Here is a 23,689-nt window from a genome sequence, read left to right as displayed (position 1 = left end):
TTTATAATCGTGCAAAATATGCGATTATAACTCGAGGCTGCCTCAGTTGTGAATCTTTATACCCGGCGCAGCAATAAAGCGGCATTAGCTCCACCAAAAGCAAAATGATTTGACAAGGCAATATCAATTGGTTGTTGACGAGCATAATTAGCAACATAATCCAGATCACAGACAGGGTCAGGCTCATGCAGGTTGATGGTAGGCAGTAGTAAATCATGCTGCAAACTTAAGGCTGTAGCAATGATCTCCATTGCGCCGGCAGCGCCAATTGCATGGCCAGTCATGGCTTTTTGCGCAGTAATAGGTATTTCATAAGCGCGTTTGCCAAATACCGCTTTGATTGTTTCTGTTTCAGTTACATCATTTAACTGGGTTCCAGTGCCATGCGCATTAATGTATTGCACATCGCCAATAGATAACTTCGCATCATCTAAAGCTGCATGAATAGCTCGTACCTGACCCTCCATATGCGGTGCTGTCACATGATAGGCATCACAACTGGCGCCAAAACCGATAATTTCGGCATAAATCTTAGCACCGCGGGCCTTAGCATGCTGTAATTCTTCAAGAATTAAAATACCTGCTCCGTCAGCCATAACCAAGCCATCACGATTTTTATCGAAAGGGCGGCTTGCCAGGTGGGGGTTTTCATTTTGGGTAGACATTACACGTAATTTACACCATGCGGCCATGATTGTTTCCCAAAGCAATGATTCGGTACCACCACATAAGGCGAGGGGTAGTTGACCATGGGCAATTTGCTGATAAGCACAGCCTATTGCTTCTGCTGAAGAAACACAGGCATTGGAAATGGTTGAGTTGGGTCCGCCCAAACCAAAAGCAATGGCAATGTGATTGGCTATTGAATTAGGCATACCGCGTATGACACTAAGTGGGGGAATTTTTTTCCAACTTTGAGTGAAAAAAACGTTATAGGCTGCTTCAAGTTCAGGTGCACCACCCAGACTAGTGCCAATGTAGGTTCCGGCCTGGCTCAATTCAGCAGCAGTCAGACCTGCACGCTCAATGGCATGATGTGCACAGTAAAGTGCATATTGAGCAACACGTGGGTAGCGTTTCGATTTATCAAATTCTGGCAAATGGGTTAAGGATAAATTTCTAATTTCACCCGCTATTTGCGTGGGATAAGGTGTGGGGTCATAAGCTTGAATACGCTCAATACCGCATTGGCCGTTAATTGCTGCTTGCCAGAAGGCTTCAAGCCCATTACCGATGGAAGATACTATTTCCATTCCTGTGATAACAACTCTTTTTTTCATTCCATCCCCTCTGGCGGCGTTCCTGTCGCAATAAAAAAGCAAATACTAAAGGCCCTTAGGAAAATCTGTCAAGCTGATTTCTCTGTGTGCTATGTTTCAATCTCATTCTTTCCGCAGATTAGCATTTCATCCTTTGTCAGGAGATGATTATAAAGGCTTAACACCAATTCACGAGAGTGATCATTTTCTTCGTTAGTAGCACTGTTCAATAAGGCGCTAATGATGACCTGATTACAAGGAACATAGATGTAAAGAGCACGATAACCTAGCGTTTCGCCCTTATAAAACCAATAACGTCCTATCTTTTGATCGTAACCTTGGCTAATACCAAGACCAAATCCTAATGGATCCTTAGCGCTTGTTATTGGCAGGGGTAATCCGGAAGAAAGAGAAATTAACTGCTGCATTTTTTCTTTTTGAGCATCGCTAAGGAGCTTGTTTTCAATAAATAAGTCATTAATCCAATGAATCACATCTTCACTATTAGCAACTACAGCACCGGCTGCACCTGCCCAGCTTAAATTATTTTGAGTGACATCCTGTCCTAATAACTCAGGATTGTCATAAACATTGTAGGAATATCCTCGTGCCAATCGAGCCAGAACTGGCGCTGGATAATCAGGTATTGGGTAATAAGTATTTTTTAAATTTAGAGGTTTTATGATTTTTTCTACAATTAAATTCTGGAAAGGCATTTCATAAGCCTTTGTTAAAATTTTATCCATTAACACATAACCTGTATTACTATAGAAAAAACCTGCTTTTCTTGGTGGATTATAGTCTTTGAAATAAACGAGATTAATCAAATCATCTTGACTCCAATAGTGGCGTAACTCTTTACTTGCAAGGTAGTTAAATGTAGGCGTATTGGAATAATTTGGAATACCAGTGCTCATATTGAACAGGCTTGTTAAAGTCAGTTCGCCCCAGTGCGGATAGTCTGGTAAATAATTACTTAAGGGGTCTGTTAATTTAATTTTGCCCTCACTTTCTGCAAGAAGTGCAATGGCTGCAGTAAAAGATTTTGTAATACTTCCAATGTTAAAAAGAGTATTAGCATCCATGGGAGCGCTTCCGGGCGTATGCGCGCGGTAGCCAACAGTATAAGTATTTATTTTATCTTTTGCTTTAATCGAAACTTGAATGCCTGAAAATAATTCCTCCGCCCCATATTTTTTTAAATGCTGTTGCAAAATTTGATTGATAGCATTGTTGGATGTTGTAGCCACTGCAACAGCAGCAAAACAGGTGAAAAAAACAGATAAAATTATCTTCATAATCAATGGGGCCTAACAAATGCTGGGAAACCTGTCAGCGGTTAATGATGGGATTGGTTAAGCTAACATGATTGCAAGAAACAGCGCAACTGTTGACATTACAGAAAAAGAAAGGGGCACTATCGCCCCTTCTTAAGTTAATTATTGTCTTAGGCTGCGGACGGTGCAACGATAATTCGAGCATCGTCAGCTTCAGTGTCTGATTTTTGCACCCAGGTTGTCAGTTCGGCTTTCCTATCAGTAGGCATACTGCTGAAAAAGAAAGTTTTATCAGAAAGAACGCGAGCGCCGCCAATAAAAAGTCCTAAACCTGCAAACAACACACTAATCATCATGAGAACGTCTGCTATTAAACGACGCGTGCTATGACGAGGTCTAAATTCCTTTTCTGCGGCATTAACGATGGCGCCTGCCTGCTCTTTAATGGGGGCATCAGATAAACGAATCGTTAATGCTTGCTGATAGAAGTTATCGACTGAGGTAGAGTAGTCTTCACCAAAACCCTTATCGTGATTAAGAGCTTGTTTAGCATCGCGAAACTTTTTTAACTCCAGCATGTCAGCTATCACCTCAGCAGAAAGAGCGCTTTTCTTGGTTTCTGCAAGAGCACCCCAGAGAATTTTATCGTTTATAGCATTTTCCATGAAGGTTTCTCGAGTTGATGCCTCGATTGTAGCTGGTAAAAGTGCGTCTAATTTATTTAATGCTTGATTGACTTCAGCCATTGTCGTATCACCAGGCAAAAGCTCATTAACAGCAATCTGGGCTAAGACTTGATGACTCTTTAGAATTTCAAGATGAAGATCTCGCATAGAGACATTATCTTGTATGTCTTTAGCGGCACTTGTTAGTTTTGCATACCCCTCAACTTTTTTAGCTAAAGTTGGTAATTTGATATAACTATTAATCCCTTGATAAAACACATGAATCTTCTTTCTTTGATCAAATGCTTCTTGATATTTTGTTGCAAAAACTTCAGGGAATTTAGTAAAGAAGTCTTGCATTGCTGTAAATTCTTGTATTTTATCTTCAAGTTTTTCTGCGCTTAGCTCGGTAACTACACTATCGAATCTCGCGATATGACACAACCAGACGCGTTCTATTGCGTCGTGATATTCAGGCACATAAGCTGTTTTCAAAGAAAGAGGGAGTGCTTGATAAGCTTCTGCCAAAGACGAAAATGCAGTAATTTTGTCGCCAGATTCTTCAAATAGAATCTTCTTGGATTTGTAATTATTATCGAGCGTTTTTAATTTACTTAGCTCTAATTCTGCTTCAGCTACACTGTCGCTGATTGCCGAAAACTTGCGGCTGAATTTACTCGCTACCTCTTGCATTGCTTTGAAAGCTATTTCTTTGGCAGCAATATTTGTCGAATCAGTGCCTTGAAATTCTAATTCCTTAGCAAAAAACTCTATAACATTAGCGCGTAATTCCCGCAATTCCCCGATTTTGTCTTTGGCATTATCTACCCGTGCAAGGAACACGTTCTCTTGCTGTGTAAAAGCCTTTTCCATAAGCTCCCACTGGGAAGTATTTTTAATGATGCGAAATAGCAAAGCACTAGGTTCAACATCGTTTAATTCTTCCAGGCAAATCGTAGCCAGCTGCGCTCCGTTCATCTCTGCTAATTCTTGCTCACTAATGGCATAGAAGAAATTACTTTCAAAAGTCAAAGGCGAGCCTGGCAATGAGCGTTCGAAAAAAGTGCCTAGATTTATACTATATTCGTTAAATTTAGCAATTGCATCTCGCAAACCTGCTACTGCATGCACCATTTCTTGCGCAAGGTCCGTTTCTTTGAATTCTGTAGAAGTTTGTAATTTTTGAATTGAGCGAATGTGACCAATAATTGCGCTGCCTGCAGTTGAAACTTCTTCTACCGCTGTCCATAGAGACGGTACATTATTCTGTTTTCGGTATTCGGACACAGCACTTTCATAAGGGGTAAAACGATAAGCTCCCGTTTTGTCAAGGTTTAGAGTAAATAAGCGACGCAAGATGGTGCCTTCGCGATATTGAGGGACAAAGGCATGTCCATTTTGTAGCTCTGTATTTCCCTTATAGAAAGGCACCAATTGGTTATGATTGCTTTTTTCCTGATGCGCCCAAAAATTATTTACCTCCGTCTGGTGAGCGATAAGATCCAGGTGGCGATTAAATTGACTAGCTAATTGCTTTAAGTCCAATTTACTAAAATCAAGTAAACGGGGATTTGTCCAGATTGTTTTCTCGTCCAAGAATGTAATCACATCAGGAAAAGCAACATCTTCGCTTATGGACAGCACTTCTGCCTTGGTTTGAAAAGTACTTTGAAAGAGAGTGTCATCTGCTTTGGGAGTATATCGTTCTTTTAGTTCAGTAATTTTGCTTAATCTGGAATCGAGAGTTTGGGTAAATTTGTTAGCAACAGCGGCATAATTACCCTCCGCTCCAAAAGTAACCGTAGCAAACTCAGGAATATCAAGATAAGTGGCCAGCTCTTTTTTGGTTTCATCATCCAATAAGTCACTTGGTATCTGGCTAAGGGCACTGTTAACCATCTCAAGTAACAGGATAGCTGTTTTGCCTTCAGGGGCGAGTTCTTGCATTTTCTTTTGGATGTCTTTTCCCTTCCCAGCTATTGCCGTGAAAAGACCCATGATATTACGATAATTCTCAATATAGCCTTTCGTAAATTTTTTGAAATTCAAAAATCCGTCATACTCGGCAGGGGACAGAATGTCTTTATTGTTTTCAGGTGATGCGAAATGTCGGAAAGCATCCCCCCAATCAATACGGGCAAATTGTTTGATAGACTTCTCTAAAGGATGAGCATTTGCAGGTGTTAAATACACCATGTTACCACTGTGCACGCTGTAAGCACCAAACCACAGAGAGAACATCAAGGAGATGGATAGACCAAAATATTGGCCGCCCTGCGTAAGAAGAGGATAGGCTGAAGGGCCGTTTAACATTTCAAAAAATGGATCGCGATCAGAACCATCTTTATAACCAGTACCAATCAAGCGAAATAATTCAACGAAAGAAACGAACGGTTGAATTAAGGCATAAGAACCATCTTCCAGTTGGATGAGGTCGGCAAAAATGAGTGAGTCAGCATAGCCTTTGGGAAAAACTTCTGCCGCAATGAGAGGTTCTATAATGCGTTGCTTAAATTCCTTTAATAAAAGACCGGCAAATAATTCGGTGAATATTTCTTTTTTCTCAGCCCCTTTGGGTTGTTTAATAAAGAATTTCTCGCCGGTTTCCGTGGTGTAGAAGCCGTTAATATCACCCTTTGTTTTGCCACCGGTTTTATCGCCGACTTTAGTTAACTGTTTTCCTTGATAGATTGGCATGGCTAGAACTCAAAAAAATAATTGAAATGATATAATAATGAACAAAGATTAAGATAGTATTAAGAATGGGTCGCATTTTTTGCAGGGAAGATGATTACAACCCGCCAAAATAGGTAGTGTAGATTGCCAAATAAGAGCCGTCTTGTTCAGTTGCCTGAATCTGCTGATTAATCTGTTGAATTAATGCCCCATTTTGTAAAGAAGTCATGATACCCATACCATCACCAACAATAGAAGGCTGGCCAAGCACCCTAAACTGATTACCGCCATTTTGTTCCCAATAAAGAGCCGTGGATTCGTGAATAAAAGCAGCGCCGATGGCTTTACTACTGAGGGCTGTAATAAGATCTTCAATATCATCAAACTCAACTGATTGGAAAATACCGGGGTAGTTGTTGTTTAGATAATTTACATACACATTACCATCCTGCCCTCCCTTGATGACACCAATTTTTTGATTTTCCAGGTCCTGAATAGTGTTTGCATTATTGCTCTGTAATACTAAAAATTGCCCGCGGCTTAACATATAAGGCAAGGAAAAAAGGTGCCATTTTTCGCGGAATGGCGATATAACGATGCCACCAATAGCAAGGTCAATTTCCCCATTATCCAGAGCTGAGAATAATTTACTAAAATCCATGGGAGTAAAAGAGCAATTGGTCTTCATTCTTTGACAAAGAAGTCTCATAAATTCAATATCAAAGCCTTGATCTAAGGATACAACGAATGGGGGGTATAAAAATACAGTGCCAACCTTAAGATCTGCCTGAGCCGGCAGGATATAGATCGACAGAAGTAATGAAAGTAGCAAGGCTTTTATTGTTTTCATTCTATCATCCGTGGCTAGTAATGCTCGCAATAGGGACTGCTATTAGTTATAAGTGTAGTTGATGTGTGACAATTTTCTCGTCAACTTTAGCCGACAAGACTAAACGGTTTAATCAGGTGTAATAACCAGATTAATATCATAAGAATAACAATTTGCAGAATAAGCGACGGTTGTTTTTTATTAGTGAAAAGTCGATAAAGATAAGTTAAAAAATTATTCAAAATTAACAACAATAGCCAGGTAAAAGATAAAATAATCAAAGCGAGGTTAAAACAAGACCAATTAAAATAAAAAGGAACAAATTGTGTGTGAACTCCGCCTCCCCTGCGATAGCAAAGTGAGAAAAAATAATGTCTATCAAGCGTTGCTAAAATAATTAAACTATAAAATTGCAAAGCATAGGGATGATAAAAAAATTTTTTCATAAAATCATAAAACTATGGTTTGAGAAATAATTAGATGCCCCAATCATAGGCTAAATTTCGAAGTGGGATCATCCAATAATCGCTAATATTAACTGTTTTAAAACCATGGCGAGTATAAAGACTAAGCGCATTGCGATTTGACGTTTCAACATCGAGTGCCAGATGATTTTTACCAGCACTTAACGCATGGTTGATACAATAAGTTAGCAGCTCACCTCCCAACCCTTGTTTCTGAAATTTTGGCAAGACAGCAATGTCAGAAAAAATGACCCTTGAGCCTTGCCAATGGATATGGGCTTTACCGACAACTTCTTTTTTATAATAAGCGATTAATAAAGTGTAATTACTATCATTGAACAATATATTAAAGCGGATAGTCATGTTTTCCTGCTGGCCCGGAAAGCAGGCTGCGTCGATACTGCATAGAGTGGGTATATCATCAATAGTCGCTTTGCGTATATCTAATTTTTGACTAGGCATGAGAAAGGGCTCATAGCTATTTCGTTGCATATGGTATTCGCTATTACGGTAAGTAAATCCGAGCCTGGTCAACCAGCTCTCATTAACAGCAGCAGGACTGGAGAAAATTAGTTTGTCCATTTCCTTAGCGATTAAAAGAGGAAAAATCGTATGGAGCAGCTGTTTGGCAATTCCTTGACGACGGTATTTAGGGGCAACCATAAGACTGACTTCACAAGCATCTTCGTAAAAGAAGTAAACGCTTAAAAAAGCAATTAACTGTCCCTCTTGAAAATAAAGGACATTATTCTCCGTAGGGCGTTTTTGCAAGAGTAGATGATTGTAGAATGTGGGTGTTCCACCGTCATGTTCACGGCATTGTGCAGCCAGGTCAAGAACAGCTTGTAACTGCGCATCATCTAATTGGCTATTACAAATAATCATGATTTTTTCTTCTTAAATAAAATAAGTATTGCATAGTTTGAGCGTAAATTTTGCAAAAAATGACCCCGTCATATTAAATATATTTACAAAGATTAATGGATAGAAAAAAACACTATAAATAGTAAGCTTAAAACAAATAATAATGGATTAATTTGCTGACGTGTAATTAGCTTTAGCAATGTATAAAGAATAATCCCAGCACCGATACCATCAGCAATTGAAGATGTAAAGGGAATCATCATAATGGTTATCATGCAAGGGGCAGTTTCTGTGAAGTCAGTTAATTGCAAATCCACTAGATGTTTCATCATGCAGCAAGCAACGTATAAGAGTGCCGGTCCCACTGCATAACCAGGGATCATTTGAGCCAGAGGAAAGAAAAATAACATTAAAAGAAAGCCAACTGCAATGATTAATGCGGTCAAGCCACTACGTCCACCTGCTTCAATTCCCGCAGCTGATTCAATATAAGGAGAGGTACTGGCAGAACCTAACAATCCAGCAAGTGTTGAGGCTGCGGCATCGGCAGTAAGGCTTTTGCTTAAGCGTTGCTGGTAATCTTCTTGAGCTTTAAAAATAGATTGATTGAGTAAACCAATCAACGTACCTGTAGCATCAAACACGGCGATGAGAAAAAAAGTAAAAATAGCTTTGAGGGCGGAGATACTGCTAAGTCCAGAAAAATCGAGCTGCAAAAATGTAGCTTCTATTGGTGGCGGTAGCGCAATTAATCCCCGCCAAGGAGTTAAACCAAGCAAAAGACTAAAAATACTGATAGTTAAAATTCCGATGATAATGGCTGCAGGAATGCGGTAATAATCTAAAATTAAAATCAATAAAAAACCGAGGATAAATAAGCCGCTTGGCAATGAAGTTAAATTGCCAAGGCTCATTAGGGTGTGTGGATTACTCACAATAAGTTGATTAGTTCGTAAGGCAATTAACGCAATCAATAAACTAATCCCAATAAGAATACCGATTTGCAAGTTGTGTGGCATGGACTCAATTAGTAATCGTCTTAAACGCGTAACACTGAGTAATAAAAAAAGAATGCCCGAAATAAAAACCATTGCCAAGGCATGTTGCCAATCAATGCCCATCCCTTGCACTACACCATAGGTAAAATAAATATTTAGTGCCATCCCAGGCGCTACACCAATGGGGGTATTCGCGAAAACGCCTGTAAATGCGCAAGCAAAAGCAGTTACTAGGCAGGTGGCAGTAAATACTGCACCAGGTTCCATTCCTGCATCATGTAAGATACTAGGATTAACAAAGGCAATATAAGCCATTGTTAAAAAAGTAGTTATACCGGCCAAAATCTCCGTTTTTAAAGAAGATTGACTTAAAAAACGGGCATGTAAGCGGTTCATAGGCGTTGTTCACGGGTAAAAGTTGATACTACAAAAGTTAAAGGCCACTTGCAAATAGAAGCGTTTTGGTAAGGGGATATTCCATTAAAAAATACAGTATTCATTGAGAAAAAATAAACTGCTATTCTGAGAAATAACTTATTCGAAAAACATCGTCATTCTGAGCGTAGCGAGGAATCTTCTACAACTGGCACAATGCCAAACTCCATGGGATTTAATCAAGACATTAACAAAGATCATTGGTAAACGCAGGATATTCCTCGCTACGCTCAGAATGACGGTGTTTTTTTGAGGCTAATAGTTTATTTAGCGGGTAGCGAAGCTTTGGAAGCTAGGGGATACCTACCTAGCTAAACAAAGTTTACTAAAAATGAATATTGAGTAAAGCCATAATAATTTCTATGGCGATTAATACAATAATAATAATTTCCAGGCTATGTGAGTGTCGGGTTTCCAGATAACTATTAAACATATCAAAGATTTCATTAAGCGTGTCTAAACGATGATTAATGGCGTTAACTCGACGTTGAATATGTAAATAACGTTCCATCATCGTATAATATTCTTCAAGTGTTGGGTGCTGCCAAAAATATTTGGGATGATACAAAAAGTTACTGATTAAGTTCATTTCACTTTTTGCACCTAAAATTTCGCCAATGACTTGCCGGATTTGATTACGAGTAACAGGCATTTCTCCTTTGCTGGAGAGACTTTGAATCATTGGATTATATTTTTCAATCAGCGCCTCAATGATTGTTTCAAAATACTGTAGTTTTGCTGACTGCGAAAAACCATAAGACAAACTTAGCTTTAATTCATCGCTATCCGCGTCAATGGTTAGACAATCGACATCAAAAAAATCATGAGGTTCAATAGCCGTTTTGTCTCCAAGTTGATAACTAAACTCATCGCGAACCAAAAAGGTGACAAGCTTATCACCAAAAGGTCGAATGATATCGAGATAGGTACCAATTTGATGTCGCTTCACTCCCCAGGATACGACAGTTCCGTTTTTAAAAACGAAAACTAAAGTATTACTTGCGTCACAATGACTTAGCTTTAATACGTCACGTGAGCGAACAGAGCTGTAGCCAATTAAAGTATTTTTAAAATGTGTATCTAGACGTGTTAAATCTATTGAGCTGGCAATGCAATAACTTAAGCATTCCATGATTCATGACCTTTGATAATTTTTATTGCCACTCGTGATATTTCAAATATCACGAGTATTCTATCATGAGTATTATAGCTTAATTACTACAAAAGACTACACGCTTTCTATAGTTTCTCGTCCTGGATAAGCTTTTTTTCTATCAGTTGCCCCACCCAACCACTGAGGACAAACTTCTAATACCTCTGCTATTTTATCCAACTGCTCTGGCGATGGCAGCAAATGACCAAAAATCATAGCATTGGCTAAATGTCGCGTAACACCAAAGACCTTGGAAACGGCTTTAGTTTTCTCTGCTAATTCTTCTGGAAAACCTAACAAAGATAACTCACGATTAAATCGTTGTGAAAATACTTTACTATTCACTTTTCACTCCATGAAAAAAAATCCACTATCAGCTTTCATGCTGACCCCTCTAACCCGTCAATCCTTGATACAGGTTAGTTCTGTTATAACTTATTTTTACATTGACGCAAAGTATTTTCTATTTTTTTTAAAAACAATTAGTTATCGCCTTATTATTGATAGGGAATGATGAATAATTAAAGACTATTGAATAATGCAATTAGCCCATTATTTTTAAACCTGATTTTTTATTTTGGGTGAGAATCATCGTTAGGCTTTGAAAAGAAAGCTATGACAGGAATAAAAGAACAGCATCGCTCTCTTATTCCTGACGGGAAGAGTTATTCGTGGTGACTAAAATAATTTAAATCCAACTCTCTTGCAGCTTTGACATCATCTAAGCGTTTCACGGGTAAACTGTAAGGTGCCTCTTTCAACAGATTAGGATTTGTTTCTGCTTCATGGCGAATGGCTTGCATGGCACTAATAAAACCATCTAGTTCCTCTTTAGCCTCTGTTTCAGTCGGTTCAATAAGTAAACATTCTGGAACTAATAACGGGAAATAAGTCGTCGGTGCATGAAATCCATAATCTAATAAGCGTTTGGCTAAATCCATGGCGGTAATACCGTAGAGTTTTTTCTCCTGGCTTAGTGTAAGAATAAACTCATGCGTAGCTCGTCTTTCTGGATAGGCAGGTTTGAAGCCAGCATTTTTTAGCTCTGCAAGTAAATAATTGGCATTCAACGTTGCAAATTCGGAAACGCGAAGTAAACCTTCCTTACCTAACACACGTATATAAAAATAAGCGCGCAGTAAAATACCCGCATTACCCATAAAACAGGATAATCGTCCAATACTTTGTGGGTAGTCTGTGCGTGTGGCCCAACGATAATTATTCTCTTCTTTAACAACTACAGGCAAGGGCAAATAAGGTAATAGGCGTTTGCCCACAGCAACTGGACCTGCTCCTGGGCCGCCGCCGCCGTGTGGAGTCGCAAAGGTTTTGTGTAAGTTTAAATGCATGACATCAAAACCCATGTCGCCAGGTCGAACTTTACCTAAAATGGCATTTAAATTGGCGCCGTCATAATAAAGGAGTCCGCCTGCCTGATGAACAATTTCAGCAACCTCTTTAATTTGACGCATGAATAACCCGAGTGTTGAGGGGTTAGTTAGCATAATGCCTGCTGTTTTAGGACCTACTTTGCTGCGTAGTTCTTCTAAATCGATATCACCATCGCTTGCTGTTGTGAGTTCAATGACTTTAAAACCACACATCACCGCAGAAGCAGGGTTAGTCCCGTGTGCTGCATCCGGGATTAGGATTTCATCACGGAGTGTATCGCCTCTGGATTGATGATAAGCCTTAATCATAGCAACCCCTGCAAATTCACCTTGAGAGCCAGCCATGGGCGTCAGCGAAACACCGGGCATGCCCGTAATCTCAGCTAGATAAGTTTGCAACTCATGCAGAATTTGTAGATAGCCTTGACTTGCCTTTTCTGGTGCCAGTGGATGGCGATTTATAAATCCAACTTTTGACGCGGCATTATGGACACCTCTGGGGTTATATTTCATAGTACATGAACCCAGAGGGTAAAAGTTGGTATCGATAGCAAAATTAAGTTGTGATAATCCAGTAAAATGGCGAACCACTTGTAATTCGGAACAGGCTGGCAATCGTGGTGGTGTTTTACGTAAAAAATGGGCGGGGATAGCCAATTGCTCCATCACTTTTCCAGGCATTTGCGCTGTGGCTTTTCGTGTTCGCTTTGAACGGTTAAAAATTAACATAATTTGCCTTCCGTTTTCTGAATTAGATCCTTAAGTTCACTGCAATGCTTTACGGGGGTAAACTCAATGATCTGGTAATCAGCAATTTCAGCAAGATAATAGGGATCTTGCTTGAGGACTGATTCCAAATGTTCCCTATCACTGGTCGCCGCAATAATAATACCGCCGGTTCTTGGTTTCATTGGACCTGAGGCAAGCAGTAACCCTTGTTTGTAGTAATAATCAAGATATTCACGATGTGCTTGTAAATATTTATCCACTTCGCTAAGTGGCGTTTTAAACGTTAACTGCACAATAAACATCAATCTCCTCGCTTAGTCATAATAGATTTGAGTGAATTGGCGTAATGGTTAATTTCTTCAAGGGTGCGCATTTCTGTTGCGCACACAAGAAACGTGTTTGCCAATTGTGGATAATGTGATTCGATAGCATAACCACCGTTAATACCTGCCGCACGTAATTGAGTCAAAACCTCATCAACAGGGCGATTTAACTTAAGTAGTGCTTCATGAAAATAAGGTGCTGAAAATACGGTATCTACGCCATCGATTTTTGTTAATTCAGTCACCAGATTTTGCGTGTTAATGTGACATTGAGATGCGACCTGTTGTAAACCGTCAGCACCAAGCAAACTCATATGAATCGTGGCTGCTGTTACAAGCAAACCCTGATTGGTACAGATATTTGAAGTTGCTTTCCCACGGCGAATATGCTGTTCGCGGGCTTGTAACGTTAAAGTGAATCCTGTTTTCCCATCTTTATCAACGGTGCGTCCAATTAAACGACCAGGCATTTGTCGAACATGCTCTATACGCGTGCTGAAAAAACCAAAATAGGGGCCGCCTGAAGCCATGGGAGAGCCTAAGGGCTGTCCTTCGCCACAAACGATATCAACGCCATGCTGTCCCCATTGTCCAGGAGGTTGCAAAAGACCTAGCGAAACAGGATTTACCTGTGCAATGCTGATGCTACCGTTAGCATGGGCCCAATCGGCAAGCTCATCAACTAATTCAAGGCAACCAAAAAAATTGGGCTGAGCTATTACCAGAGCAGTGATATCTTCGCCGCGATATTTATCTAATACTGAAAGAGCAGTAATGCCTTGCTTCTCATCAAAAGGCAGGGTGATGATTTCAATATGCTGAGTGCGAACAATGGTTTCCAAGGTTTCGCGGTAAAGAGGATGAATCGTCCCGGCAACTAAAATGCGATTGCTTTTACTACGCTTGTTGAGGCGAACCGCCATTAAAATAGCTTCCGCAAGTGCCGATGCGCCATCATACATAGATGCATTGGCAACATCCATCCCGGTTAATTCTGCAATCATGGTTTGGAATTCATAAAGCAATTGCAGTGTGCCTTGGCTAGCTTCCGCCTGATAAGGTGTATAAGCAGTTAAAAATTCGCCGCGTGATGTAATATCCCACACAGCTGCAGGAATATGATGTTCATAGCTGCCTGCTCCCATAAAACATAGGCCATTATGGTTCTTATTCGCTAAATGTTGTGCTTCTTTTAGCATGGCCATTTCGGAAAGACCCTCGGGAATATTTTTCAACTCACCGTAAAGTAGGGCTGCGGGTATTTCATCAAATAACTCTTGCGTCTTTTTAATGCCGATGCTTGCCAACATCGCCTCGACATCTTCCTGAGTATGTGGAATATAAGGCATTGTTAATGACCCTCGTTAATTTCGTTTTGATATTGTTCAGCATTTAACAAACTATCGACCTCGGTTTTATTAAGCGCTCTCATTTTTACTAGCCAACCAGCGCCGTAAGGATCTTTGTTAACCAAGGCTGGATTGTCACTTACCTCTTGGTTAACGGCGACAATAACACCACTAATCGGAGCATAAAAATCAGAAGCTGCCTTCACTGATTCAACGACGCCAATTTCATCACCAGCATTAAATTCATCACCTTCTTCAGGTAGTTCAACAAACACCATGTCACCTAACAATTCTTGCGCATGCTCTGTAATACCCACTGTAAAATCATCGTTATCTGCGCGGAGCCATTCATGAGTTTTGGTAAATTTCAAATCAGTCATTTTTTTCTCTCTTATTATTTTTTTAATTCAATGAGCTGCCAATTCAATTTGTTGTTATAAGATTTTTCCTCGTTTAACAAAACGTGGTTTGCTAACTTTAGCTGGAATCAATTTGCCACGAATATCAACAAATACATTTTCTCCGGTTGCTGACGGCACTCTTGCTAAAGCAATGGATTCACCACGCGTTGGAGAGTAAGTGCCACTGGTAATAATGCCATCTGGACTACCTTCAACAACGACTCGTTGTCCTGTGCGCATAACGCCTTTGTCTTGTAAAATCAAGCCTACTAATTTGCGTTTAATGCCTTGTTGCTTTTGCGAAAGCAATGCACCCATCCCAATGAAATCTCTATCTTCTGGTTGCCATTTTACAGCCCATTCCAATCCTGATTCCAGAGGGGTGGTTGACTCATCCATATCTTGACCATAGAGAAGCATGCCTGCCTCAAGACGTAAAGTATCTCTTGCCCCCAGGCCGCAAGGCTTGATGCCGATTTCTAACAAAGAAGACCAGAATTGAACAATTTCTTCTTTAGGTAAAATAATTTCGAAACCATCTTCACCAGTATAACCTGTACGAGCAAAAAAACGGTGCTCCACATCAACGCATTCAAAATTAGTTAAAGTCGATACCGCATCAATTTGGGCAGGTGTCAGAGTTGCCATTGTTTTGCTAATGGCTTCCGGTCCCTGGACTGCTATCATGGCTAAATCATTCCTTTCCTGCAGGCCAACAGAAAAGCCTTCGCTTTTAGCGCGAATCCATGCCAAATCACGTTGCCGAGTTGCAGAGTTGACTACCATGCGATAGTTATCTGGAGCACGTTGGTAAACGATTAAATCATCAATGATGCCACCGTGCGCATTGCACATGCAGCTATAAAGCGCACGCCCTGTATGCTCCAATTGATCAACATCATTGGTTAGCAGTTTGCGTAAAAATTGTCGTCCTCCTGCTCCCAGGATATCAACAATCGTCATGTGTGAAACGTCAAACATTCCCGCATGCTGACGTACTTGATTGTGTTCATCCAGTTGTGAGCCATAATGTAGTGGCATCTCCCAGCCATGAAAATCGACCATTTTGGCGCCTAGTGCTACATGAGTAGCATTTAGTGGTGTTTTTGCGAGCATTTTATTCCCTCATTTCGCGCGTTGGTTGCGAAAGATTATACCGGTATGAGTGGCCGCGACAAGAGCGATCATAAGCTCTTATTTTTTAAAGAACAGATTTTTCTTAGCAGCAATAGCCCCACGTATCTTTCGTGGCATGGGGCTGCCTTCTTTTTAAGTATAGAAGCCGCAAATTTAAGTAGAGATGCCTGATGAAAATTTTTTTTAGGGCTTTTGCTCATAAAGCCCTAGTATTTTCTTGTAAAGCATACTGTTGAAAAAGAGCCATTAATTGATTTGCAGAGGGACCGATTGTTTCTGGATTGTGATGCACCAGGTAAAGTGGGTAGGTACGAATGTTGTTTTGCTTTAGCTTGAGGGGTTTAATGGGCAAGTTGCGGTTTGCTATTAATTGCGTTGGTAACCAGGAAAAACCAATACCTTGTGCAACACATTGAATCTTCATTTCCATAGAGCTTACTTTCCAATGAAATTCTGAACCTAACCAACCTTCGTTCCGTTTGTTTTTAGTTCCTGAGTCTTGCGCAATAATATAACGTTCATCATGGAGATCCTCTAAGCTAAGTTCCTTGGCGTGCAGAGGACTATCAATATGCGCATAGGGAAGAGATTGAATATCGAGTAATTTCTCTCCAAGGTAGCCTTCAGGAATTCTTGATACAATAGCTAATTCGGCATTGCCATTAAGCAATAATTCACCAGGACCAGATAAAAGGCCATGATTAATAATCAAACGTGTATGTTGATTATTGCAACCAAATTGTTGCAGCACTTTAAGCAAGATCCCAGGGGGAAAAATTTCATCGATTGCCAATCGTAAATATTGTTCGTAGTTTAAGCTGAGATTATGCGCTGCATTTTCGACACTTTTGGCAATTCTGGTTATTTGACGAGAGAGGTTTAAAATTCGTTGACCATGCTCTGTTAAGACCGCTTTTCGTCCTGCGATAGAGAATAAAGTTAAACCAAGCATATCCTGTAGCTTCCTAATGGTATAACTAATACTCGATTGACTTTTGTGAAGTTTTAACGCCGCCTTTGCAAAACTTCCCTCATCAACTACCGTTTGTAAAACCCGCCATTGCTCGATGGTTACTTTTGTCATAGTTAGCTCGCTAATCATCAAAAAAGTTGATTGTTAAGTACAGAAAAATGCGCTTTTTTCTTTTTTAGAGCGAATTACAATCAATTTTATTGAATAAAAATGGAGATGAAAATGAAAAAAATGATTTTACCTTTCTTAATGTTTTCTTTGTTATTGGGGGCTAATTTAAGTTTTGCCCAGGAAGACAAGCAAGCTTTTAACAAACGAGTTGTCACTGAGTTTTATCAAAAAGCAATTAATGAAAAAGATTTCGCAGCAGCAGAATGGTATCTTGGGCCTTGGTATATCCAACATAATCCCTTGGCAGCAGATGGTATTGATGGGTTAAAGCAATATATCGATTACCTAAAAGTAACTTATCCGCAATCTCATAGTGAAATTAAACGTGTTTTAGCGGAGGGCGATTATGTAATTTTACATGTTCATTCAATTAAAGAACCAGGAACACAAGGGCAAGCCATCATTGATATTTTTCGTTTAGAACACAATAAAATTGTTGAGCATTGGGATGTAATTCAAAGCATTCCAGTAGAGTCTGCCAATAGTAATGGGATGTTTTAATCAATTATGCATATCCGGGATTTCACGGATGGCAAACAGCTAAATAATCGATTATGCTTCATCCGCACTTACTGATTTGGTGCGGATTAAAGGAGCAGGAAATGCAGTTAAAAAAAATAAGTCGTATAGTCGCTGTGAGTGGATTAATTATGCTTAGCCAGGCAAGCTTTGCAGAAGAAAAGATGGTTTTTAAAAATGGTAAAGGTTCTGTTTTGGAATTATCCAGCACAAAAGAAGGGGCTCTAACAGGTTATTTTACTACGGCCGTTGCTTCTAAAGAATGCCAACAGGTAATTGGTCAAAAGCGTCCTGTTGTGGGGTTTCTAACTGGAAATGCTTTTACAATTAGTATTGACTATCCTGATTGTGGCTCAGCCTTAAGTATTGTTGGTAATTTAGGTAAGGATAACAAAACTCTGGATACCACCTGGGTAGTTGTTCATCAAGCAGCTGTTCAGAGAAAGAAAGATTTGGGTGCCCGTTTTATGGGACATAATACCTACCACCGAATCAGTTAATCATGCTTGGCAAACCAGCGGTAAAGCTGTCTGGTTTGCCCCCTTTCGGCATATTTCTTGCCTTAATCTTCAAAGTTAATTGCATAAGAATTTAAATAAAGATTGGACTATTTAGGTACGTACAGTTGGCAGCTTACCATCAAGGAGTAGGAAAATGGCCGAAGAAATAGTTACTAAATCCTGGGGAAGTCGCATTAAGGATGCTTTTCTCGGTATTTTTTTGGGGATTGGATTAATTATTGCGGCTGTCATTTTAATCTTTTGGAACGAACGCCATGGTCTTCATACTGCACAATCTCTGGTAGAGGCACAGAAAGTTTTAATTCCAGTTTCTAATTCACCCATTGATCCTAAAAATAATCTGCGTGTTATCTATTTAAGTGGTTTGGCAACGACAAAAGATGTGCTAAAAGATCCGATTTTAGGCCTTGCAAAAAATGCTATCGGTTTAAATAGAACAGTGGAAATGTATCAATGGAAACAAAATAAAGAAACTCGCACAGAATCACAAATGGGCGGTTCACAAAAAGAAGTAACCACTTACACTTACACGAAGACCTGGTCAACCAGTTTGCTTGATAGTAGCCAATATAAAGAACAGGCCGGTCACCAGAATCCGGCAATGATGCCGCTTGAGTCATTGCATCAATATGCCAACACGGTGACTGTAGGCGACTTCGTATTACCACCCAATTTAATTGCACAAATTAGTGAAACTCAACCAGTAGACCTTGACAAAGTAAACACCACGGCGCTGCAAAATAAGATCAATATGCCAGTACGTTATATCAACAATCAACTCTATGCTGGTCAAAATTATCAAAGCCCGCAAATTGGTGATCTGCGTATTAGAGTGACAGTAACACCACCGCAAACGGTAAGTATCATTGGGCAGCAGTCAGGCAATACACTGCAAGAATACATGGCTAAAGCGGGACAACCGGTATTACTTTTGGCGTCTGGTCAAGAGTCTTCTGATCAACTGATTCAGGATGCACTTACAGAAAATCGTGTGTTCACCTGGGTATGGCGGGCGGGTACATTACTCATGATGATTGGCGGCTTTTCCTTGATTTTAAAACCAATTGTTATTTTAGCCGATATTCTTCCTATATTGGGTTCTATCGCAGGTTTTAGTATGGGCTTCGTTGCCTTTATCTGTGGCTTTGCTCTTTGGGCTTTGATTACTGCCATCGCTTGGTTTGCGACACGACCTTTATGGTCTATCGGTATATTATTACTGGCTGGGGTGATTATTTATTTCTTGTATAAACAAAGAAAGAACAAGCAAGAAATCGCAGTTAAACCTGAAATGAATAAAAATTAGGGGTTGTTTAAACAACCCCTGATTTTAAACTTCCCGGTTATTGTTGTACCTTCTCAGTAGAGGATGCTTTGGGAGGCGTTTGTTTGGGGACTATGGGCGCTTTGGTGTTGACAGGAGCTAAACCTTTAATAATCGCTTCTCCTTCACCAGCTTTACTTGCGCTATTGGCTCTGCGGCAGCGCTGGGTATCACATTTCATTTTACATACGCCGTCAACGCAACCATAGCAGCCCCAATTAGCCCAACAGCAAGCCCAGTTACCACCTTCGGAGCCTACCCAGCGTCCCCCAGACAGTTCACAAACTCCCTTAAGATCTTCACCACCGCCACCTGATTGACGCGACATCGCGTTGGGGGCAAATGCCCAGGCAATCAACATAACGAAGATGACAAAATATTTAGACATGATCACTTCCTCCATTGAAGTTGCTGTGAGTGGTTAAAAAAAGTCCATTTACCACTTCTCCAAGCATAGTCTTTAACGAGAAACATGGCAAAAATAGACTTCTTTTCGTAATTAATGGAAATAGGTGTCAGTTATTGCAACTCTTAGAATATCTTCGATAGAAATAGCTAAGCATTAACCTGACGAGTTAATGTCGGAAAAGCAAACGACCTGATTTCTTCCACTTGCTTTTGCCTCATATAACGCTTTGTCAGCCAGTTCAATAAGTTCTTCTTTACTCTTGCTATCCCTGGGGAAGATTGCGATTCCAACTGAAATAGTGACCGGTATTACAGGTTGAGCACCAAATTTAATTTGTAGTTTAGAAATGGCTATCCTAAGTTGTTCTGCCCGTTTTTTAGCTTTATCTAAATCAATATTATGGAGCATTAAAAGAAACTCTTCGCCACCATAACGAGCAGCGACATCCCCCTGTCGGACACTATCTTCCAGCACTTTTCCGATTTCTCTTAAGGCCACATCTCCTGCATCATGGCCATAGTTATCATTAATTTTTTTAAAATGATCCACATCTATCATTAGTAGGGCAAAAGAAAATTTACTACGCTCCGCCTGATGAATTTGTTTAAATAAAATATCCTCTAGATAGCGTCTGTTATAAAGACCTGTAAGTGGATCGCGAATGGATTGATAACGTAAATTTTCTCGCAATCGTACATTTGCTAATGCAAGCGCAGTTAATTCGGCGAATGCTGTAATAATTAAACGAGTTTCTTCATTCAAAACAAAATTTGCTTCTGATATTTCAATATAAAGCAGGCCATAAATATCATTTTTAGCCATAAGTGGAACACAAATAATTAATGGCAGTTTAGGATGGGTTTCCTCTGTTGCAATATGTTCACAGATTAAATCTTTTTCTGGATTTTTAATTTGATGCAAGCGGCCAAGCCTTAATGCCCAACACTGATCAGGGGTCATAACCTTGTCTTGTTCATTGGGAGTATTCCAGCTGGCAGCTTTTTCAAGATAATTCCTAGAAGGGTGCATAATAAAAAGATAGCCACTGCTGAAAGCAAGTAATGCTTGAGCATATTTAGCCATCACTTTACTTAATTCTTCTTGAGCGTTAGCCGCTAACATAATATCACTCATGTCCACAAGCAAAGTAATTTGTTCATTTTTAAGTTGCAGTTCTTTTATGCCTTCAGATAATTTCTTATAAGATTCCTGAAGTTTAAAGTGCTCTTGTACCCTGGTTGTAATATCGCGAATGCTATGTACCAAACCCTTGATTTCATTGCGTTCGTTTTTTATTTGACTGGAGTTTAATTCGTAAACGCTTTTACCTTGCCCATGCTTGAATTCCATCACCTGCATTTCTTCATGGGGTTGTAATGATTTTTGCCATATTGACAGAAGATGCTGATTATTTAATACGTTAGACAGTGCTTCATCCATCGTCATGCCAATACTTAGTGAATTGCCAAATAACCGTTTAAATTCTCGTTGATAAGCCTCATTAAAAATTTCAAAGCGCCCCTGATTATCAAGCGCTGCTACCATATCCTGTGTGCTTTCAATGATTTGACGTAAATGGATTCTAGTATTACGATTTTTATGTTCAATAATTTTACGGTTAATTAACTCAATATTGGCCAAGGTAAAGGGGATAATAAGAAAAATAATACTCAAAATACTCCCTATCATTAAGAGAATACTACCTACCTTGGCCTTTTCAATGGTAAGATTATTTCTTTCATTGAGTAAGACTTCTTCAATCGATTTGATCTCGTTCCCTATACTTTTTGCCTCATTTGAAATTTCACTACTACGATTAAATAGTGCTAATCCTTCGGGTGTGTTCAATTTATCATTTTCTTTCAACACAATAATTTGATTTAAATAGGAAAGTCTTTCTTTAATTAATTCATTGTAACGATGAATTTTTGCATTCTGTGTACGATTATCTTTTGTCAGTGATAAAGCTTCCTGTAGGCTATTATCAAGATTAGTTTTAATAAAACTAATTTTTTTTAAGTAATCTTTGCTGCTGGATATTAAGTATGCACGTTGATAAGACTCAATTTCTGAAAGAGAGTAAAGCGAAACGTCAATTTCCCCAATGACATCATAGGTATGATTAACCCATTTATTTGATTTGATAAGGTTTTTTAACTCGGAATAGGATAAATAACTGAGGAAGCCCATAATTATCAGGGCCATGATAAATATAAAATTTAATGTCCATTTATTAAGTTTAATTGGTCTTATTTTTAATGCCATATTTATCCTGAATGGTATCACAATAAAAATATAGCAAAATTAAAAGCAAATTCTTCTAAGCAGAAGATTTTTTGCATGAAAACATAGACAAGCAGAGCGATGATTCCCGTATTAAAGATTACTAATACGGGCTACAAATACTATTGTAGTAGAGTGGTTGGTTGTGGGAGCTGATTATGTAATTTAGTAATAAATTCTCGCACTGTAGTAATTTTAGCGCCAACAATAACATCAGCTTTTCCATCTTTAATAAAACTTCGTAAATTCTTTCCTAAATTGCCATCACGTGCAATCGATAAATGTTTAATAAAATCGTGATCTAGCTCCTCAGAATCACCATCCAAGGCTTTACAAATTGCTGAAACAGTATGTTTTTTCTGAGTATAGCTTTTCTGCAAGCTTTTAAAAAATGGGAAAAAATACTCTTTAATTTCATTTTTATCATCAACAACTTTTTCTCGTTCAGCGAGGTAGTTAGTCAGGATCTCTTTAAGGTCTTGAATAGCTTGGGTCCTCTTTTTATTCTCTTTAGATCCTCTAGTGGATTGTTCTTGAGTAGGTAAGCCATCATCAAGGGGCATATTACCGAATACTGCTTCGTGAAGTATGCTTTGATCAAAACCTGCTCGTGTAACTAAATGCTGATTCGCACGATGAGCGGCTAAAATATCACGAATTACGGCAAGTTTTTGATCGGCATAGCCATTAGGGACTCTCTCTTGCAGCGTGGTATATCCTTCCACGAGGCGCTCAAGATCGGCATCAGGTTTAGTGATAAGTTCTCCACATAAACCACGTATTCCGGCGGCTTCTCTATTACCCCTTTTGGCCAAACTATCAGCTTCTTGTTGAATTTTGCGTAGAGCGACTACAAAGGCGTCATTTAGGTTATTGGTACAGATGGTTGTAGGCATGCTCTTGTCGAGTGCCTTCTGTTTCTCGCTTAGAGCTTGCTGAAAAGGATTTAAGAACTCTTTAATCTTGTTTAGCCTGGCAGTAAAGCTAGCTAAATCACCTTCTAATTCTCTGCCAACCCGGTTTGCCCAGTCTACTCTTGGTTGATATTGTTGTCTCAAAAGTATGTCACTTGCAAAACCATAGTCTAATTCATTGTGTTTATAGGCATTAACCCAGGTATTGATTTGTTGAATGATTAAATCAGGAGTAAGTTCTCCTGTTCTCAGTGCTTTTAAATTACTCGCCATGCGTTTCAACGGATAAGCATCATCGTCTTTGGCATTTAGCATAAAAATCTGCACATTTTTATGAGGATGGTTTTCTACGTGCAGGATAAGATCCTCTAAGGAATTAACTAAATCTTTTTTGGTATGAAGAAGCATGTCATTGAGTTGTTTGCGAGCTTCTTCAACATCGCGTTCTTTCTGTTGAAAATTTTTGAAATTCTGGGCATTAAAGTCAGCAGGTTGGTATCCGGGTGCAGTTCTAAGCTTAGGCATGGATCGTCTTAATTTAATCGCTAATTTTCATAGTATAAATTATGAAACTTAAGGATTTATTAGAAACAACTTGATATTACTGACGTTATTTTTCATAGTG

At 39.3% G+C, this 23,689-nt stretch carries 21 protein-coding genes; 3 read left to right on the top strand and 18 right to left on the bottom strand.

Features of this window, described 5'->3' with window-relative positions; genetic code table 11:
• Positions 1-56 precede the first annotated feature (56 nt).
• The 15 genes from PXX05_RS12735 to PXX05_RS12665 all read right to left on the bottom strand — a co-directional run bounded on the left by PXX05_RS12735 (position 57) and on the right by PXX05_RS12665 (position 17,034).
• Positions 57-1,280 (bottom strand): beta-ketoacyl-[acyl-carrier-protein] synthase family protein, encoded by a 1,224-nt coding sequence (locus PXX05_RS12735; RefSeq protein ID WP_275088568.1) that lies wholly within the window; start codon positions 1,278-1,280, stop codon positions 57-59.
• Between the two features lie 89 nt (positions 1,281-1,369).
• Positions 1,370-2,557, bottom strand: a complete 1,188-nt coding sequence (locus tag PXX05_RS12730; protein WP_275088567.1) for a serine hydrolase domain-containing protein — start codon at positions 2,555-2,557, stop codon at positions 1,370-1,372.
• Positions 2,558-2,706: 149 nt separating this feature from the next.
• Positions 2,707-5,898, bottom strand: a complete 3,192-nt coding sequence (locus PXX05_RS12725; RefSeq protein ID WP_275088566.1) for a LepB GTPase-activating domain-containing protein — start codon at positions 5,896-5,898, stop codon at positions 2,707-2,709.
• Positions 5,899-5,992: 94 nt separating this feature from the next.
• Complete coding sequence (locus tag PXX05_RS12720) at positions 5,993-6,727, bottom strand: transporter substrate-binding domain-containing protein (RefSeq protein ID WP_275088565.1); 735 nt, start codon at positions 6,725-6,727, stop codon at positions 5,993-5,995.
• Between the two features lie 86 nt (positions 6,728-6,813).
• Complete coding sequence (locus tag PXX05_RS12715; RefSeq protein ID WP_275088564.1) at positions 6,814-7,152, bottom strand: hypothetical protein; 339 nt, start codon at positions 7,150-7,152, stop codon at positions 6,814-6,816.
• Between the two features lie 30 nt (positions 7,153-7,182).
• On the bottom strand, positions 7,183-8,055 hold the full coding sequence (locus PXX05_RS12710; RefSeq protein ID WP_275088563.1) for a GNAT family N-acetyltransferase: 873 nt from the start codon (positions 8,053-8,055) through the stop codon (positions 7,183-7,185).
• Positions 8,056-8,147: 92 nt separating this feature from the next.
• Positions 8,148-9,428: an NCS2 family permease gene (locus tag PXX05_RS12705; protein WP_275088562.1), complete on the bottom strand. Its 1,281-nt coding sequence runs from the start codon at positions 9,426-9,428 to the stop codon at positions 8,148-8,150.
• 364 nt (positions 9,429-9,792) lie between these two features.
• On the bottom strand, positions 9,793-10,599 hold the full coding sequence (locus PXX05_RS12700) for an RMD1 family protein (RefSeq protein WP_275088561.1): 807 nt from the start codon (positions 10,597-10,599) through the stop codon (positions 9,793-9,795).
• A gap of 96 nt (positions 10,600-10,695) precedes the next feature.
• On the bottom strand, positions 10,696-10,965 hold the full coding sequence (locus PXX05_RS12695) for a hypothetical protein (RefSeq protein ID WP_275088560.1): 270 nt from the start codon (positions 10,963-10,965) through the stop codon (positions 10,696-10,698).
• Positions 10,966-11,285: 320 nt separating this feature from the next.
• Complete coding sequence (gene gcvPB, locus PXX05_RS12690) at positions 11,286-12,740, bottom strand: aminomethyl-transferring glycine dehydrogenase subunit GcvPB (RefSeq protein ID WP_275088559.1); 1,455 nt, start codon at positions 12,738-12,740, stop codon at positions 11,286-11,288.
• Positions 12,734-13,042 carry a YciI family protein gene (locus PXX05_RS12685; RefSeq protein WP_275088558.1) on the bottom strand — a complete coding sequence of 103 codons (309 nt, stop codon included), beginning with the start codon at positions 13,040-13,042 and terminating at the stop codon, positions 12,734-12,736. Before PXX05_RS12685 ends, gcvPB begins: the two co-directional genes overlap by 7 nt.
• Positions 13,042-14,412: an aminomethyl-transferring glycine dehydrogenase subunit GcvPA gene (gene gcvPA, locus PXX05_RS12680; RefSeq protein ID WP_275088557.1), complete on the bottom strand. Its 1,371-nt coding sequence runs from the start codon at positions 14,410-14,412 to the stop codon at positions 13,042-13,044. Before gcvPA ends, PXX05_RS12685 begins: the two co-directional genes overlap by 1 nt.
• Positions 14,413-14,414: 2 nt before the next feature.
• Entirely contained in the window at positions 14,415-14,792 is a 378-nt protein-coding gene (gene gcvH, locus PXX05_RS12675; protein ID WP_275088556.1) for a glycine cleavage system protein GcvH, read from the bottom strand.
• A 54-nt stretch (positions 14,793-14,846) separates the two neighbouring features.
• Entirely contained in the window at positions 14,847-15,929 is a 1,083-nt protein-coding gene (gene gcvT / locus PXX05_RS12670; RefSeq protein WP_275088555.1) for a glycine cleavage system aminomethyltransferase GcvT, read from the bottom strand.
• Between the two features lie 217 nt (positions 15,930-16,146).
• Positions 16,147-17,034 (bottom strand): LysR family transcriptional regulator, encoded by an 888-nt coding sequence (locus tag PXX05_RS12665; RefSeq protein ID WP_275088554.1) that lies wholly within the window; start codon positions 17,032-17,034, stop codon positions 16,147-16,149.
• Positions 17,035-17,145: 111 nt separating this feature from the next.
• Between PXX05_RS12665 and PXX05_RS12660 the strand changes: the two genes are divergently transcribed.
• The 3 genes from PXX05_RS12660 (at position 17,146) to PXX05_RS12650 (ending at position 19,440) form a co-directional block, all read left to right on the top strand.
• On the top strand, positions 17,146-17,595 hold the full coding sequence (locus PXX05_RS12660; RefSeq protein ID WP_275088553.1) for a nuclear transport factor 2 family protein: 450 nt from the start codon (positions 17,146-17,148) through the stop codon (positions 17,593-17,595).
• A 101-nt stretch (positions 17,596-17,696) separates the two neighbouring features.
• Positions 17,697-18,113: an avidin/streptavidin family protein gene (locus PXX05_RS12655; RefSeq protein ID WP_275088552.1), complete on the top strand. Its 417-nt coding sequence runs from the start codon at positions 17,697-17,699 to the stop codon at positions 18,111-18,113.
• Positions 18,114-18,267: 154 nt separating this feature from the next.
• On the top strand, positions 18,268-19,440 hold the full coding sequence (locus tag PXX05_RS12650) for a TMEM43 family protein (RefSeq protein WP_275088551.1): 1,173 nt from the start codon (positions 18,268-18,270) through the stop codon (positions 19,438-19,440).
• Between the two features lie 37 nt (positions 19,441-19,477).
• On the opposite strand, the gene PXX05_RS12645 is transcribed toward PXX05_RS12650, so the two are convergent.
• The 3 genes from PXX05_RS12645 to PXX05_RS12635 all read right to left on the bottom strand — a co-directional run bounded on the left by PXX05_RS12645 (position 19,478) and on the right by PXX05_RS12635 (position 23,589).
• The gene (locus tag PXX05_RS12645; RefSeq protein ID WP_275088550.1) at positions 19,478-19,846 is read right to left on the bottom strand and encodes an acetyltransferase; all 369 of its coding nucleotides are present in this window, start codon (positions 19,844-19,846) and stop codon (positions 19,478-19,480) included.
• 174 nt (positions 19,847-20,020) lie between these two features.
• Positions 20,021-22,132, bottom strand: a complete 2,112-nt coding sequence (locus PXX05_RS12640) for a sensor domain-containing diguanylate cyclase (RefSeq protein ID WP_275088549.1) — start codon at positions 22,130-22,132, stop codon at positions 20,021-20,023.
• 140 nt (positions 22,133-22,272) lie between these two features.
• Positions 22,273-23,589, bottom strand: coding sequence for a hypothetical protein (locus PXX05_RS12635; RefSeq protein WP_275088548.1), 1,317 nt, complete (start codon positions 23,587-23,589; stop codon positions 22,273-22,275).
• Positions 23,590-23,689: the final 100 nt, after the last annotated feature.

This window comes from Legionella cardiaca, assembly GCF_029026145.1.
Taxonomy (GTDB): Bacteria; Pseudomonadota; Gammaproteobacteria; order Legionellales; family Legionellaceae; genus Tatlockia; species Tatlockia cardiaca.
The sequence above is the reverse complement of the archived record's forward strand: the minus strand, read 5'-3'. Positions and strand labels throughout refer to the sequence as shown.